Consider the following 15,094-nt stretch of genomic DNA (forward strand, 5'->3'; position numbering starts at 1 on the left):
GATTGACAGCCATTGCCAGAAAAGTTGGAACGAATATTTATCGACTGAAGGAAGAAATGCTGTCTAACTACTTGCGGCAGGAGTTGCGCAGTCCGTCTGTTTCCATGGGGATTGCGTAAGTCCTATTAAGATAATTTCTTCGTTAGATAATTGTTTTATGGGAAATTTTGAAGTGTTGCTGGCTTGAGATTTTGAGGTGTGACTTGAGTCATTGAATGACGATTCTCCCTGGCAGGAATTTGAGTATTTGTGCTCGTATTGAGAGCAGTCAACTCCAAGTGCTGGTTTTATCTCGATTTTCTTTGCGTCTGGCGCACACGGTGTTTGACTATATATGTTGTTGCATTTGTATACTTGTTGCGCAAACGTAGGCATCTGTATGTAGATGAAAATAATTAGTAATAAATTAATTCTCATTTCAAATTCTTTTGAAAAAGGGTTGATAGGCTTTTGTGTATTGATTTTACAGCGAAGGGAGAATATTAATTTGTAAGATTTCGGTATTTGTTTTTGTGTAAAAATAATTACGCTTTTAGTAAATAGCACGAGAGGCGTTGGTCGGCTCTTTTACGGTAGAGAGAGTATCTGACTTTCTTTGAGTAGACGAACACCAAACTCTTGTGCACCCCTACCAAACAATGCAGAGAGATAGTTCGTCAGAGCTTCTTCGCTTTGTGCGTGGATTTGATCCACCTGTAAGCTTTCGACAATGGTTACCTCAGGATCTGGTGTACTGCTGCGAATCAGCAGAGCGTGACTTGAGCCTCGAACCCAGGCTGCTACGTAAGGCATTGCTAGTTCTTGCCTTTGTGAGTATCTTTTGCGTGCGTATGTAGCCTTTCCAAGGCATTCGCTCCTGGCGCCTTGCTTTCCAAAGAGTGCTGAGAAAATATTTTCGAAACGCTTGCCTCGATTAGGGCGGCGCCAAAGAGGAGTCTCTGGCTTTGCTTCGCGTTGGTATGCACCGTACTCAATCTTTTCAGGCGAATTCATAGTGTTTAGAAAGACTTGCCACATAGAGAACTCCTTATTCGATGGCTAATGAAAATAATTAAATAATGTGGCGCGAAGCGCAATGTTGCTTCAATATATTGCAGCATTATCACTGAAGAATTCGTATATCGATGGGGCGCCACGCCCTGCCAAGCACAAAAAAGGCCCGTCGCAACGGGCCTTTGTCGTTATCCAGCAGCGCTATTACAGTGCTGCATCAGGTGCGTTTTACGCCTCCCACTCCTCCACCGGCAGGCAGCTGCAAAACAGGTTGCGGTCGCCATACACGTTGTCCACGCGGCCCACGGGGCTCCAGTATTTGCTTTTACGCAGGGCGGGCAGCGGGTAGGCGGCGGTTTCGCGGCTGTAGGGGCGGTTCCACTCGGCGCCCAGCAGGCTTTCTGCCGTGTGGGGTGCGTTCTTCAGCGGGTTGTTGTCCTGCGGCCAGGCGCCCGATTCGATCTGGCGGATTTCGCCTCGGATGGCGATCATCGCGGCGATGAAGCGGTTCAGCTCGGCCAGGGTTTCGCTTTCGGTGGGCTCCACCATCAGCGTGTTGGGCACGGGAAAGCTCAGCGTGGGCGCGTGGAAGCCGTAGTCAATCAGCCGCTTGGCCACGTCCTCGGCCATCACGCCGCTGGTTTCCTTGAGCTGGCGCAGGTCAAGGATGCACTCGTGGGCGACGTGGCCGGGTTTGCCATCTTGGCCTTCGCTGGCGTACAGCGTGGGGTAGTGGTCTTTCAGGCGGGCGCTGATGTAGTTGGCGCTCAGGATGGCGGTTTCGGTGGCTGCTTTCAGGCCGTCTGCGCCCATCATGCGGATGTACATCCAGCTGATGGGCAAAACGGCTGCGTTGCCCAGCGGGGCTGCGCTGACTGCTCCTGTTTTGGAAGCAATGCCGCCGGTCGCATGGCCGGGCAGGTAGGGCACCAAGTCTTCTACCACGCACACGGGGCCTACGCCGGGGCCGCCGCCGCCGTGGGGGATGCAGAAGGTTTTGTGCAGGTTCAGGTGGCTCACGTCGCCGCCAAACTCGCCGGGCGCGGCCACGCCCACCAGCGCGTTCATGTTGGCGCCGTCCACATAGACGCGGCCCCCGTGCTGGTGTACCAGCGCGCAGAGTTCTTTCACGCTGGTTTCAAACACGCCGTGGGTGCTGGGGTAGGTGATCATCACGCAGGCCAGGTTTTGGCTGTGTTGCTCGCACTTGGCTTGCAGGTCGGCCATGTCCACGTTGCCGTTGTCGTCGCACTTGGTGACGACGACCTGCATGCCCACCATTTGCGCGCTGGCGGGGTTGGTGCCGTGGGCGCTGCTGGGTATCAGGCAGATGTTGCGTTGGCCCTGGCCTTGGGCGGCGTGGTAGGCCTTGATGGCCAGCAGGCCCGCGTATTCGCCCTGGCTGCCGGCGTTGGGTTGCAGGCTGATGCCCGCGTAGCCCGTGGCCTGGCACAGCCAGGCGCGCAGTTGTTCATCCAATGCTTGGTAGCCCTGCAATTGGTCGGCGGGGGCAAAGGGGTGGATGTGCGCAAACTCGGGCCAGGTGATGGGGATCATCTCGCTGGTGGCGTTGAGCTTCATGGTGCAGCTGCCCAGCGGGATCATGGTGCGGTCGAGCGCCAAATCCTTGTCCGACAGCTGGCGGATGTAGCGCAGCATGCCCGTCTCAGAGTGGTGGGTGTTGAACACCGGGTGCGTCAGGTAGGCGCTGGTGCGGCGCAGGTGGGCGGGAATGAGCGGCTCCACGCCGTTCTCAAACGCCTCGAAGGTGGGCAGCGGCTGGCCGTCCTGGGCAAAGATGCGCCACAGTAGCTGGATGTCATCGCGGGTGGTGGTTTCGTCCAGCGTGATGCACAGCTCGGTTTCTGAGCGAATTCGCAGGTTCACGCCCATGGAGACTGCGCGAGCAGCTATTGCTTTGGTAGCGCCTGCGGTGCGCAGCAGCAGCGTATCGAAGGCCGCTTGCGCCTGCACGGGCGCGCCCAGTTGCTGCAAGCCCTGGGCCAGGATGGCGGTGAAGGCGGCCACGCGCTGGGCGATGCGCGCCAGCCCCTCGGGGCCGTGGTAGACGGCGTACATGCTGGCAATGACGGCGGGCAGCACCTGCGCGGTGCAGATGTTGCTGGTGGCTTTTTCTCGGCGGATGTGCTGCTCGCGCGTTTGCAGCGCCAGGCGGTAGGCGGGGTGGCCGTGGGCGTCCACGCTCACGCCCACCAGGCGGCCGGGCAGGCTACGCTTGAATTCGTCGCGGCAGGCCATGTAGGCGGCGTGCGGGCCACCGGCGCCCATGGGCATGCCAAAGCGCTGCGTGGTGCCCACCACGATGTCGGCGCCCCATTCGCCGGGCGGGGTCAGCAGCGTCAGCGCCAGCAGGTCTGCGGCGGCGATGAAGGCGGCCTGTTGGGCGTGGGCTTTGTCCACATCGGCGCGCAAATCGTCAATGCGGCCCGTGGTGGCGGGGTATTGCGCCAGCGCGGCAAAGTAGTCGCCGTCCAGCGCGGCCTGCCACTCTTGGGGCGACTGCGCCAGCACCACCTCGATGCCCAGCGGTGCGGCGCGGGTCTGAATCACTTCGATGGTTTGCGGGTGCGCCTCGCCCGAGACGATAAAGCGCTGGCTCTTGGATTTGACCGAGCGCTTGGCCAGCGCCATGGCTTCAGCCGCTGCCGTGGCCTCGTCCAGCATGGAGGCGTTGGCAATGGGCATGGCGGTCAGGTCGCACACCATGGTCTGGAAGTTCACCAGCGCTTCCATGCGGCCCTGGCTGATTTCTGCCTGGTAGGGCGTGTAGGCGGTGTACCAGGCGGGGTTTTCCAGCACGTTGCGCAGGATGACGCCGGGCGTGTGCGTGCCGTGGTAGCCCTGGCCGATGAAGCTCTTGAGCAGCTGGTTTTTGCGGGCGATGGCCTGCAGTTCGGCCAGCGCGGCCGCTTCGGTCACGGGCGCGGGCAAGTCCATGGCGCTGGCGCGGGCGATGGAGCGCGGCACGATGGCGTCGATCAGCGTGCGGCGCGAGGCTTCGCCAATCACTGACAGCATGTGCGCCTCATCAAAGGCGTCAATGCCGATGTGGCGGGGCAGGAATTCGGTGGCGTTTTCCAACGCAGACAGGGGCAGGGCGGCGGAGGTCATGGGCGGTGATTGCTATGGATAAGGGAGCTGCTCGCGCTTGGCTGGTGCGGGCTGGGGCCAGTTTTGGCTTGATTGGACATATGTCCCGGAGGAGCTTGGCCGGGATGGGGCGTATGGCCCAAGCAGGGTGCTGCTGCGTTAAGGCTGATGACCTGTGTTCTTGCATTTCCCCGGTGGGGGCGTGAGCCAAACCGGCAAAGTACGGGCCTTGGGGCGGCTGCAACATAGGCCTAATCAGGATGAAATTGGCCTCTAGCCCTTGCAGGGTGTGCGCTAGCAGCTATCAAAAAAGGAGTGATTCGGGTGGGCTGCCGGGCTGCGCCGCGCGGTGGGTGTGCCGCGTGGCGCAGCGCTGCGCTTTAGGCGCTGGCGGCAAAGGCGCCGTAAGCGGTTTCGTCCATCAGGCCGTCGAGCTGGCTGGCGTCGCTGAGCTTGACCTTGAAGAACCAGCCCGCGCCCAGCGGGTCGGTGTTGGCCAGCGAGGGGTCGGCGCGCAGGGCTTCGTTGACTTCGACGATTTCGCCGCCCACGGGCATGAACACGTCGGCAGCGGCTTTCACCGACTCGACCACGCCAGCGACGTCGCCTTGCGCGAATGTGGCGCCCACTTCGGGCAGATCGACAAACACCACATCGCCCAGCGCGTCTTGCGCATGGACGGTGATGCCGACCACGGCAGCGGCGGTGTCAGCGGCGTTGACCCACTCGTGGTCTTTGGAAAATTGGATGGTCATGGGAAAAGCTCCTTGGGTGACTGGGTGATAAAAAACGGGAATCCGGAATGTAAATGGCTGGCTGCCCCGCAGCCCGTGCCAAGCGCACTGCCTTGGCGAGTGCCGCCGCGCAAGGGCCACCCCGCCGCGCTGGCGGCGTCCCCCTGGGGGCTGAGGGGCCGCGGCTCCAAGCCTGCCTGCGCAGGGTTGGACGGCTCCGAAGGGCTGCCGCCTCTGGCGGCGGCACCGAGGCGCGCAGCGACTCAGGGGGGCTTTCTTCCCTTAGCCCCGGTAGTAGCGCGTGGGCACGAAGGGCGTGGGCGCCACCACCATGGGTACGGGCTTGCCGCGCACGATGGCGAACAGTTCAGTGCCCAGCGCGGCGTAGTCGGGCTGCACGTAGGCCAGTGCAATGGGCTGGTTCAGCGTGGGGCTGAGCAGGCCGCTGGTGACGTGGCCGATGTGCTGGCCATCCAGGTTTTCCAGCACGGCGGGTTCGCGCACGGGCACGCGCTCCTGGGCGATCAGGGCCACGCGCTGGCGGGTCAGGCTGGCCGGGTTGTCCAGCTGGGCCAGCACCACATCGGCGCCGATAAAGCCCCCGGCGCGCGCGCCGCCGGTGCGGCGCACTTTCTGCATGGCCCAGTTCAGCGCGGCCTCTACGGGGGTGGTGGTGGCATCAAGGTCGTTGCCGTACAGGCACAGGCCCGCTTCCAGGCGCAGCGAGTTGCGCGCGCCCAGGCCAATGGGCTGGACTTCAGGCTGTGCCAGCAGGGTGCGCGCCAGGGCTTCGGCCTGCGCGGCGGGCACGGAGATTTCAAAGCCGTCTTCGCCCGTGTAGCCGCTGCGCGTCACCAGGCAGTCGGCACCGGCGATGGCCAAGCGGGCGCCGGTCATGAACACCAGCTGCGCTGCGCCCGGTGCCAGGCGCGCCAGCACGGCAGCGGCCTGCGGGCCTTGCAGCGCCAGCAGGGCCTGATCGGGCAGCGGCACCACCTGGCAGCGCTGGCCAATCTGCGCCTGGATGTGGGCGATGTCTCCCACCTTGCAGGCGCCGTTGACGATGACGAAGATTTCATCCGGCCCCACGCGGAAGAACATCAGGTCGTCGATGATGCCGCCCGCCTCGTTCAGCAGCAGGCCGTAGCGCTGCTTGCCCACGGGCAGGTCGATCACATCGACGGGCATCAGCGTCTCGAACGCGGCGGCGGCGCCGGGGCCGATGAGGCGCAGCTGGCCCATGTGCGAGACATCGAACAAACCGGCCTGCGCGCGGGTGTGCAGGTGCTCGGCCATCAGGCCCGCCGGGTACTGCACGGGCATGGAATAACCAGCAAAGGGCACCATGCGCGCGCCCAGTTCGAGGTGCAGTGCGTTCAGGGGCGTGGTCAGCAAAGGGGCGGTGGCAGGGGCGGACATGGGCAAATCTCCAGGGCAAATAGGGGCCGTGGCCTGGGGGTGGCCACGAAATTTGCCCTGCTGTCCGCTTTACCTGAGAGATTCGCCCGGGATAGCGCGCGCTGCGCCGGGGTTGCTCCTTCGGTGGACGGCCACGGTGTGTGGGTGCAGCCGCCTCTCTCCAGCAAGGTGACGCGCGCATCACTGCGCGCGTTTGTCAGTCCTTTTGCCTGAGCGTTCGGGCTTTGCCTGCGCCTTCGGCGGCGACCTGCTGCACGGTGCGGCAGCGGGTGCGCTCTCTCCTGACCGGGCGGATTCTACGCAGTTTTGCCCCGCTTGCGCCTGGCAGGGAGCAGAAAAATTTACAGCCACATCGGGCCTTGGCACCCGCCAGGTCAGCGCCAGTAGCTATTATTCCAATAGCAAAATACAGTGCGCCCTGGCAGGCGCTGGGCGCGGTTCAGCCCAGCAGCAGTGCGTCGTCCGAGAGCTTTTCTCCGCGCACTTTTTCAAACATTTTCAGCAGGTCGGGCACGTCCAGGCGGCTGCGTTCCTCGCCCGACACGTCCAGCACCACCTGGCTCTGGTGCAGCATCACGGTGCGCTGGCCCACGTCCAGCGCCTGGCGCATGCTGTGCGTGACCATCATGGTGGTGAGTTTGTTTTCGGCCACGATGCGCGCCGTCAGTTGCAGCACGAAGTCGGCGGTGCGCGGATCGAGCGCGGCGGTGTGCTCGTCCAGCAGCAGGATGCGCGACGGTTGCAGCGCCGCCATCAGCAGGCTTACGGCCTGGCGCTGGCCGCCCGAGAGCAGGCCGATGCGGTCGGTGAGGCGGTTTTCCAGCCCCAGGCCCAGCGTGGCCAGGCGGGCGCGGAAGGTGTCGCGCAGGGCCGGTTTGACGGCGCTGCGCAGGCCGCGCAAGTTACCGCGCTCTTGCGCCAAGGCCATGTTTTCTTCGATGGTCAGGTCTTCGCAGGTGCCCGCCATGGGGTCTTGGAACACCCGCGCCACGCGCGAGGCGCGCGCCCACACGGGCTGGCGCGTCATATCGACGCCGTCGATGGTGATGGTGCCGCTGTCCACGCCCAGGTCGCCCGAGATGGCGTTGAGGAAGGTGGACTTGCCCGCCCCGTTGGAGCCGATGACGGTCACGAACTGGCCCGCCGGAATGTTCAGCGACATGCCGCGCAGGGCGCGCGTTTCAATGGGCGTGCCGGGGTTGAAGGTGATTTGGAGGTTTTGGGCGCTCAGCATGGGTCGTCTCTGGTAGGGGGCTCACTGCGGGCGGCGTTTGGCCAGCTTGCGCTTGATTTGCGGAATCACCAGCGCGATGGTGACCAGCACGGCAGTCACCAGGTTCAGGTCTTGCGCCTTCAGGCCGATGAAGTCGCTGTTGAGCGCCATCGCAATGAAAAAGCGGTACACGATGGCGCCAATCACCACGGCCAGCGTGGCCAGCACCAGTTTGCGCGACGGCAAGATGCTCTCGCCCACGATCACGGCGGCCAGGCCAATCACGATGGTGCCAATGCCCATGGAGATGTCGGCGCCGCCTTGCGTCTGGGCAAACAGGGCGCCTGCCAGGCCCACCAACCCGTTGGACACCGCCATGCCCAGCAGCACCATGGCGCCGGTGTTGACGCCCTGGGCGCGCGCCATGCGGGCGTTGGAGCCGGTGGCGCGAATGGCCAGACCGCGTTCGGTGGCAAAAAACCAGTCCATGGCCAGCTTGGCCGCAATGACGATGACGGCCAGCAGCAGCGGGCGGGCCACGTAATCTTCCATGCCCGCAGGTTGCAGCACGTTGAACAAGGTGGGGTCGTTGATGAGTGGCACGTTGGGGCCGCCCATGATGCGCAGGTTGATGGAGTACAGCGCAATCATCATCAGGATGCTGGCCAGCAAGTCCATGATTTTGAGCTTGACGTTGAGCCAGCCGGTGATGAGCCCGGCCACGGCGCCCGCCGCAGTGGCCGCGATGGTGGCCACAAACGGGTTGGTGCCCGTGGAAATCAAAATGGCGCAGACGGCGCCACCCAGCGGAAAGCTGCCATCGACCGTGAGGTCAGGAAAGCGCAGCAACCGGAAAGAGATAAAAACCCCCAGCGCCACCAGGCTGAAGATCAGGCCGATTTCAACGGCGCCAAGCAGAGAAAAAAAGGACATGGGGCAGCAGCAGTGGGGTGGTGAAAACAAAGCAGGAGCCAGCAATGGCTCCTGCGGTTCAGGGGGTGCGGGTGCAGCCCTTACTGGATGACTTGCGCGGCCGACTTGACCAGCGCCTCAGGCAGCTTCACGCCTTGCTTTTCAGCGGCGCCGGGGTTTACGAACAGTTCCATTTTGGTGCTGACTTCGGGCTTGATGTCACCGGGTTTTTCGCCCTTCAAGATGCGAACCACCATGCGGCCGGTTTGCTCGCCCAGATCGCGGTAGTTGATGCCAAAGGCGGCAATGGCGCCGCGCTTGACGCTGTCGGTGTCTGAAGCCACCAGCGGGATTTTGGCTTCCTGGCCCACTTTGACCAACGCTTCGTAGGCAGAAACCACGTTGTTGTCGGTGTTGGTGTAGATCACATCGACCTTGCCGATCAGGCTGCGCGCGGCGCTGCCCACGTCCACCGAGCGGGGCGCGGCGGCTTCCACCAGCGTCATGCCCAGCGTGGGCAGCAGCTTTTGCAGCTCTTTGACCACGACCACCGAGTTGGCTTCGCCGGGGTTGTAGACCATGCCCACGCGCTTGGCGTTGGGCACCACCTGCTTGAGCAGCTCCATTTGCTTGTCCAGCGCCAGCATGTCGGACACGCCAGTGACGTTGGTCTTGGAGGGCTCCCAGCTGGCGAGCAGCTTGGCCACCACCGGATCGGTCACGGCAGAGAACACCACAGGCACGGTTTTGGTGGAGGCCACCACAGCCTGGGCCGACGGCGTGGCAATGGCGACGATGGCATCGGGCTTGTCGCCCACAAACTTGCGTGCAATTTGCGCTGCCGTACCGGTGTTGCCCTGGGCGCTTTGGTACTGCCACTTGAGGTTTTTGCCGGACTCAAAACCCGCATCTTTGAGCGCAGCCTGCACGCCGTCGCGCACGGCGTCGAGGGCAGGGTGTTCCACGATGGCGGTCACGGCCACGGATTTTTGCTGGGCCATGGCGGGTGCCACTGCGGCCACGGCCAGTGCCAGGGCTCCCAGGTGCATCCAGGGCGTTTTTTTCATGTTCATCTCCAAGCTGTCCTTTTGGTTTCCTGGTGGATCTCGCCGGCTGCGCGCAGGAAAGACGCGCGCCGGTGGGCGAGTGTACCGCCGTGCTTTCCGCCGCGCTGGTTTATAAGCCAAAAAGGCCTGCAAGGCAGGCCAGTCAAGCGCTACGTGCTATGGTTTTTACATGCCCGAGTAGTTCGGGCCGCCGCCGCCTTCGGGTGTGACCCAGACGATGTTTTGCGTCGGGTCTTTGATGTCGCAGGTTTTGCAGTGCACGCAGTTTTGGGCGTTGATTTGCAGGCGCTGGGCGTTGCCGCCCTTGGCCTCGTCGGGCACAAACTCGTACACGCCCGCTGGGCAGTAGCGGGCTTCAGGCCCAGCGTATTTCGCCAGGTTGATGCTCACGGGCACGCTGGCGTCCTTGAGCGTGAGGTGGGCGGGCTGGTTTTCTTCGTGGTTGGTGTTGCTGATGAACACGCTGGAGAGGCGGTCAAAGGTGAGCTTGCCATCGGGCTTGGGGTACTCGATGGGCTGGCATTCGGCGGCGGGCTTCAAGTAGGCGTGGTCGGGCTTGTCGCGGTGCAGCGTCCAGGGGATGTGGCCGCGCAGCACAAACTGCTCAAAACCGTTCATCACGGTGCCCACGGCCAGACCGTACTTGAACCAGTTCTTGAAGTTGCGGTCTTTGTTCAGCTCGGTGTGCAGCCAGCTGCTGTCAAAGGCCTTGGGGTAGGCGGCCAGCTCGTCGTGCTGGCGTCCGGCGGCAATGGCGTCAAAAGCGGCCTCGGCGGCCAGCATGCCGGTCTTGATGGCAGCGTGGCTGCCCTTGATGCGGCTGACGTTCAAAAAGCCCGCATCGCAGCCCACCAGCGCGCCGCCAGGGAAGACAAACTTGGGCAGCGAGTTGATGCCGCTGGCGTTGATGGCGCGCGCGCCATACGACAGGCGCTTGGCCGTGACTTCGCCCGCGTCGTTTTCGAGGTAGTAGCGAACGCGGGGGTGGGTTTTCCAGCGCTGGAATTCTTCAAACGGGCTCAGGTAGGGGTTGCTGTAGCCCAGGCCGGTGACAAAGCCCATGGCCACCTTGTTGCCCTCCAGGTGGTAGAGGAAGGCGCCGCCGTAGGTGTCGTTTTCCATGGGCCAACCAGCGGTGTGCATGACAAAGCCGGGCTGGTGGCGTGCGGGGTCGATTTCCCACAGCTCTTTGATGCCGATGCCAAAGCTTTGCGGGTCGCGCCCGGCGTCGAGCTGGTAGCGGGCGATGAGCTGTTTGCCCAGGTGGCCGCGTGCGCCTTCGGCAAACACGGTGTATTTGCCCAGCAGCTCCATGCCCAGCTGGAAGTTGTCGGTGGGTTCGCCGTCTTTGCCCAGACCCATGTTGCCGGTGGCCACGCCCTTGACGCTGCCGTCTTCGTTGTAGAGCACTTCGGCGGCGGTGAAGCCGGGGAAAATTTCCACGCCCAGCGCTTCGGCCTGCTCGCCCAGCCACTTGGTGACGGCGCCCAGGCTGACGATGTAGTTGCCATGGTTGTGGGCAAACGGTGGCAAGAGCGGGTTGGGCACGCGGGTGCCGGAGGTTTCGCTCAGGAAGATGTAGGCGTCATCGGTGACGGGCTGGTTGAGCGGGGCGCCGCGCTCTTTCCAGTCCGGAAACAGCTCGGTCAGCGCCTGGGGGTCCATGATGGCGCCCGAGAGGATGTGCGCGCCCGGCTCGGAGCCTTTTTCCAGCACCACCACGGACACGTCCTGGCCTTTTTCGGCAGACAGCTGCTTGATGCGGATGGCAGTGGCCAGCCCACCGGGGCCACCGCCGACCACCACCACGTCGTATTCCATGGCTTCGCGGGGGCCGAATTGGGCAAGGATTTCTTCGTTTGTCATGGCTGTATCGTCGGGCGTTTGAGTTTGATAATCGGGAATTTTGTAATAACAGGCAACCTTACGGCTGTCTTGCACGCGACCGATTGTATGCACCGGCAGGGCAACAATCGGGCGACTTATTCATCTGCATCAAGAGGAAGCCCCCTATGGCATACAGCATCGACTTGTCTGGCCGCGTTGCCCTGGTGACCGGCGCCTCCAGCGGTTTGGGGGCGCAGTTTGCGCGCACCCTGGCCAAGGCCGGTGCGGGTGTGGTGCTGGCCAGCCGCCGCCTGGAAAAGCTCAAGGCGCTGCGCGCGCAGATTGAAGGCGAGGGCGGCGACGCCCATGTGGTGGAGCTGGACGTGACCGACCACGACTCCATCAAGGCCGCCGTGGCGCACGCCGAAACCGAGATGGGCTCCATCGACATCCTGGTCAACAACTCGGGCGTGTCCACCACGCAGCGCCTGCAAGAGGTCACGCCCGAAGACTTTGATTACATCTTCGATGCCAACGTCAAAGGCGCTTTTTTTGTCGCACAGGAGGTGGGCAAGCGCATGCTGGCGCGCGCCACGGGCCAGGCGCCGGGCAGCTTCACGGGCGGGCGCATCATCAACATCGCGTCCATGGCCGGGCTCAAGGTGCTGCCGCAGATTGGCGCCTATTGCATGAGCAAGGCCGCTGTCATCCAGATGACGCGCGCCATGGCGCTGGAGTGGGGCCGCTTTGGCATCAATGTCAACGCGATATGCCCCGGCTACATCGATACCGAAATCAACCACCGCCACTGGCAAACCGAACAGGGGCAAAAACTGATCAACCTGCTGCCGCGCAAGCGCGTGGGCCAGCCCCAAGACCTGGATGCGCTGATCGTGATGCTGGCCAGCGACCAGAGCCACTTCATCAACGGTGCGGTGATTGCCGCCGATGATGGTTTTGCCATTTAACCCACACGAAAACCACACGACGACTGCCATGAAATTTGAGATTCCCGAGGCCAAAAAGCTGGTGCATGAAATGCGTTTTCCGGTGCGCTGGGGCGATATGGACGCGCTAGGCCATGTCAACAACACGGTGTACTTCCGCTACCTGGAAATGGCGCGCGTGGAGTGGGTGCGCCAGGTGGGCAGCAGCCTTGACCCCAGCGGTGAGGGCATGGTGATCGTCAATGCGTTCTGCAATTTTTACCAGCAGCTGGCCTATCCCGATGAGGTGCTGCTCAAGTTCTACGTGAGCGACCCTGGCCGCACCACCTTTGAGACCTGGAGCACCATGGAGCGCGTGGGCCAGCCCGGCGTGGTGTGCGCCGCGGGCGGTGCCACGGCCATCTGGGTCAATTACGCACAGCAAAAAGCCGTCACCTTGCCCGACTGGCTGCGGGCGCTGGTGGCGGCTTGATCGCTATCTGGATTTAGTACCAAAAGTGGCTCCAGTCCTTGCGTGGTAAGCGCAAGCAGCTACTAAAAAAGTAGCATTATTTTTGCCGTGGCACGCGCCCCATCAGGTAGAACTCGGGGTTGGGCTGCATGCCGGCAAAGCTGGCCATGCGGTTGGACAGGCCAAAGAACGCCGTAATGGCCGCAATGTCCCAGATGTCCTCATCGTCAAAGCCGTGGGCGTGCAGGGCCTCGAAATCGGCGTCTTCCACCTCCTGGGCGCGCTGGCATACCCTCATCGCAAAGTCCAGCATGGCGCGCTGGCGTGCGGTGATGTCGGCCTTGCGGTGGTTGACGGCCACCTGGTCGGCCACAAAAGGTTTTTTTTCGTAAATGCGCAAGATGGCGCCGTGCGCCACCACACAGTACAGGCACTGGTTGGCCGCGCTGGTGGTGGTGACGATCATCTCGCGCTCGCCTTTGGTCAGGCTGCTGGTGCGGCCTGCGCTTTCGGGCTCCATCAGGGCGTCGTGGTAGGCAAAAAAGGCACGCCACTCCGCCGGGCGGCGGGCAAAGGCCAGAAACACATTGGGAATGAATCCGGCCTTTTCCTGCACTTGCAAAATGCGCTCGCGGATGTCTTCGGGCAGGGTGTTCAGGTCGGGAAAAGGGTAGCGGCTCACACGGGTCTCCTGGGTTGGTGTCATCAAAAAAACTATGGCGCGCTTTGTACAAATCAAATGCCTGTTTTTGGCACGCCTCACTATCATGGGGCTTGCCATCATCCACTCAAGGAGCGCCCCATGACCCATGAATCCAAATGCCCATTCCACGCCGCCGGTGCCAGCAACAGCACCACCAGCCGTGATTGGTGGCCAAACCAGTTGCGCGTGGATTTGTTGAACCAGCACTCCGGGCGTTCCAACCCTTTGGGCGAGCAGTTTGACTATGCCGCAGAGTTCAAAAAGCTCGATTACGCCGCGCTCAAAGGCGATCTGAAAGCGCTGCTGACCGATTCGCAAGACTGGTGGCCTGCCGACTGGGGCAGCTATGCCGGTTTGTTCATCCGCATGGCCTGGCACAGCGCGGGCACCTACCGCGCGGTCGATGGCCGGGGCGGCGCCGGGCGGGGCCAGCAGCGTTTTGCGCCGCTCAACAGCTGGCCCGACAACGTGAGCCTGGACAAGGCGCGCCGCCTGCTCTGGCCCATCAAGCAAAAGTACGGGCAAAAAATCTCCTGGGCCGACCTCATCATCCTGGCGGGCAACGTGGCCCTGGAAAACGCCGGCTTTCGCACCTTTGGCTTTGCTGCGGGCCGCCAAGACGTCTGGGAGCCCGACCAGGATGTGAACTGGGGCGACGAGAAAGCCTGGCTGGTCCACCGCGACCCTGAGGCCCTGGCCAAGAACCCCCTGGCCGCCACCGAGATGGGCCTGATCTACGTCAACCCTGAAGGCCCCAATGCCAGCGGCGACCCACTCTCGGCGGCAGCGGCCATCCGTGCCACCTTTGGCAACATGTCCATGGACGATGAAGAGACCGTGGCGCTGATTGCCGGGGGCCACACGCTGGGCAAAACCCATGGCGCCAGCGCCGCCAGCCACGTGGGCGCCGCCCCCGAGGCCGCCTCCATCGAGCAAATGGGGCTGGGCTGGGCCAACAGCTATGGCAGCGGCAGCGGCCCTGACGCCATCACCTCGGGCCTGGAGGTGGTGTGGACGCAAACGCCCACGCAGTGGAGCAACCAGTTCTTTGAAAACCTGTTCAAGTACGAATGGGTGCAGACGCGCAGCCCCGCCGGGGCCATACAGTTCGAGGCCCAAGACGCGCCCGAGAACATCCCCGACCCCTTCGATCCCGCCAAAAAGCGCAAGCCCACCATGCTGGTCACTGACCTGACGCTGCGCTTTGACCCCGAGTTCGAGAAGATTTCGCGCCGCTTCCTGAACGACCCACAGGCGTTCAACGAGGCTTTTGCCCGCGCCTGGTTCAAGCTCACCCACCGCGACATGGGCCCCAAGGCGCGCTACCTGGGCCCTGAAGTGCCCAAAGAAGAGCTGATCTGGCAAGACCCGCTGCCCACGCCGCAGCACCAGCCCACGGCGGCGGACATTGCCGATTTGAAAGCGCAGATTGCGGCCTCGGGCCTGTCGGTCAGCGAGCTGGTGTCGGTGGCTTGGGCCTCGGCCTCCACGTTCCGGGGTGGTGACAAGCGCGGCGGTGCCAACGGTGCGCGCCTGGCGCTGGCGCCACAAAAAGACTGGGCCGTGAACGCGGCTGCCGTGGCCGTGCTGCCCCGGTTGCAGGCGATTCAAAAGGCGTCGGGCAAGGCGTCGCTGGCCGATGTGATCGTGCTGGCCGGGGTGGTGGGTGTGGAACAAGCTGCCCAGGCAGCGGGCGTGCCGGTAGAGGTGCCGTTTG

Annotated in this window: 12 protein-coding genes and 2 riboswitches; of the genes, 3 read left to right on the forward strand and 9 right to left on the reverse strand. The window is 62.9% G+C overall.

The window, feature by feature from the left end:
• Window positions 1-567: 567 nt before the first annotated feature.
• From PHX69_RS09935 to PHX69_RS09970, 8 genes are all read right to left on the reverse strand, one after another.
• The gene (locus PHX69_RS09935; RefSeq protein ID WP_288043556.1) at window positions 568-1,017 is read right to left on the reverse strand and encodes a hypothetical protein; all 450 of its coding nucleotides are present in this window, start codon (window positions 1,015-1,017) and stop codon (window positions 568-570) included.
• Window positions 1,018-1,221: 204 nt separating this feature from the next.
• Entirely contained in the window at window positions 1,222-4,125 is a 2,904-nt protein-coding gene (gcvP, locus tag PHX69_RS09940; protein ID WP_288043558.1) for an aminomethyl-transferring glycine dehydrogenase, read from the reverse strand.
• 359 nt (window positions 4,126-4,484) lie between these two features.
• Window positions 4,485-4,859 carry a glycine cleavage system protein GcvH gene (gene gcvH, locus PHX69_RS09945; RefSeq protein WP_119012217.1) on the reverse strand — a complete coding sequence of 125 codons (375 nt, stop codon included), beginning with the start codon at window positions 4,857-4,859 and terminating at the stop codon, window positions 4,485-4,487.
• Window positions 4,860-5,120: 261 nt separating this feature from the next.
• On the reverse strand, window positions 5,121-6,257 hold the full coding sequence (gene gcvT, locus PHX69_RS09950; RefSeq protein WP_288043559.1) for a glycine cleavage system aminomethyltransferase GcvT: 1,137 nt from the start codon (window positions 6,255-6,257) through the stop codon (window positions 5,121-5,123).
• 50 nt (window positions 6,258-6,307) lie between these two features.
• Window positions 6,308-6,431, reverse strand: a riboswitch (glycine riboswitch).
• Window positions 6,432-6,452: 21 nt separating this feature from the next.
• Window positions 6,453-6,543, reverse strand: a riboswitch (glycine riboswitch).
• Between the two features lie 153 nt (window positions 6,544-6,696).
• The gene (locus tag PHX69_RS09955) at window positions 6,697-7,491 is read right to left on the reverse strand and encodes an ABC transporter ATP-binding protein (protein ID WP_288043560.1); all 795 of its coding nucleotides are present in this window, start codon (window positions 7,489-7,491) and stop codon (window positions 6,697-6,699) included.
• 21 nt (window positions 7,492-7,512) lie between these two features.
• On the reverse strand, window positions 7,513-8,403 hold the full coding sequence (locus PHX69_RS09960) for an ABC transporter permease (protein ID WP_119012220.1): 891 nt from the start codon (window positions 8,401-8,403) through the stop codon (window positions 7,513-7,515).
• Between the two features lie 80 nt (window positions 8,404-8,483).
• Entirely contained in the window at window positions 8,484-9,455 is a 972-nt protein-coding gene (locus PHX69_RS09965; RefSeq protein WP_374761664.1) for an ABC transporter substrate-binding protein, read from the reverse strand.
• 159 nt (window positions 9,456-9,614) lie between these two features.
• Window positions 9,615-11,315, reverse strand: a complete 1,701-nt coding sequence (locus PHX69_RS09970) for an electron transfer flavoprotein-ubiquinone oxidoreductase (RefSeq protein WP_119012221.1) — start codon at window positions 11,313-11,315, stop codon at window positions 9,615-9,617.
• Between the two features lie 146 nt (window positions 11,316-11,461).
• Here PHX69_RS09970 and PHX69_RS09975 point away from each other — a divergent pair, with 146 nt between their 5' ends.
• Window positions 11,462-12,244 (forward strand): SDR family oxidoreductase, encoded by a 783-nt coding sequence (locus PHX69_RS09975; RefSeq protein ID WP_288043561.1) that lies wholly within the window; start codon window positions 11,462-11,464, stop codon window positions 12,242-12,244.
• A 28-nt stretch (window positions 12,245-12,272) separates the two neighbouring features.
• Window positions 12,273-12,695: an acyl-CoA thioesterase gene (locus PHX69_RS09980; protein WP_119012223.1), complete on the forward strand. Its 423-nt coding sequence runs from the start codon at window positions 12,273-12,275 to the stop codon at window positions 12,693-12,695.
• A 76-nt stretch (window positions 12,696-12,771) separates the two neighbouring features.
• Here PHX69_RS09980 and PHX69_RS09985 read toward each other — a convergent pair whose 3' ends face one another.
• Window positions 12,772-13,380, reverse strand: coding sequence for a peroxidase-related enzyme (locus PHX69_RS09985; RefSeq protein WP_502958513.1), 609 nt, complete (start codon window positions 13,378-13,380; stop codon window positions 12,772-12,774).
• A gap of 96 nt (window positions 13,381-13,476) precedes the next feature.
• Between PHX69_RS09985 and katG the strand changes: the two genes are divergently transcribed.
• A partial coding sequence (katG, locus tag PHX69_RS09990; protein WP_288043564.1) for a catalase/peroxidase HPI occupies window positions 13,477-15,094 on the forward strand: 1,618 nt, incomplete at its 3' end.

Source organism: Simplicispira sp. (assembly GCF_028687295.1).
GTDB classification, from domain to species: Bacteria; Pseudomonadota; Gammaproteobacteria; order Burkholderiales; family Burkholderiaceae_C; genus Simplicispira; species Simplicispira metamorpha.

Coding starts and splice junctions, on each gene's coding strand:
- PHX69_RS09935 (WP_288043556.1), bottom strand. CDS start 1,017: ATGTGGCAAGTCTTTCTAAACACTATGAATTCGCCTGAAAAGATTGAG.
- gcvP (WP_288043558.1), bottom strand. CDS start 4,125: ATGACCTCCGCCGCCCTGCCCCTGTCTGCGTTGGAAAACGCCACCGAA.
- gcvH (WP_119012217.1), bottom strand. CDS start 4,859: ATGACCATCCAATTTTCCAAAGACCACGAGTGGGTCAACGCCGCTGAC.
- gcvT (WP_288043559.1), bottom strand. CDS start 6,257: ATGTCCGCCCCTGCCACCGCCCCTTTGCTGACCACGCCCCTGAACGCA.
- PHX69_RS09955 (WP_288043560.1), bottom strand. CDS start 7,491: ATGCTGAGCGCCCAAAACCTCCAAATCACCTTCAACCCCGGCACGCCC.
- PHX69_RS09960 (WP_119012220.1), bottom strand. CDS start 8,403: ATGTCCTTTTTTTCTCTGCTTGGCGCCGTTGAAATCGGCCTGATCTTC.
- PHX69_RS09965 (WP_374761664.1), bottom strand. CDS start 9,455: ATGAACATGAAAAAAACGCCCTGGATGCACCTGGGAGCCCTGGCACTG.
- PHX69_RS09970 (WP_119012221.1), bottom strand. CDS start 11,315: ATGACAAACGAAGAAATCCTTGCCCAATTCGGCCCCCGCGAAGCCATG.
- PHX69_RS09975 (WP_288043561.1), top strand. CDS start 11,462: ATGGCATACAGCATCGACTTGTCTGGCCGCGTTGCCCTGGTGACCGGC.
- PHX69_RS09980 (WP_119012223.1), top strand. CDS start 12,273: ATGAAATTTGAGATTCCCGAGGCCAAAAAGCTGGTGCATGAAATGCGT.
- PHX69_RS09985 (WP_502958513.1), bottom strand. CDS start 13,380: ATGACACCAACCCAGGAGACCCGTGTGAGCCGCTACCCTTTTCCCGAC.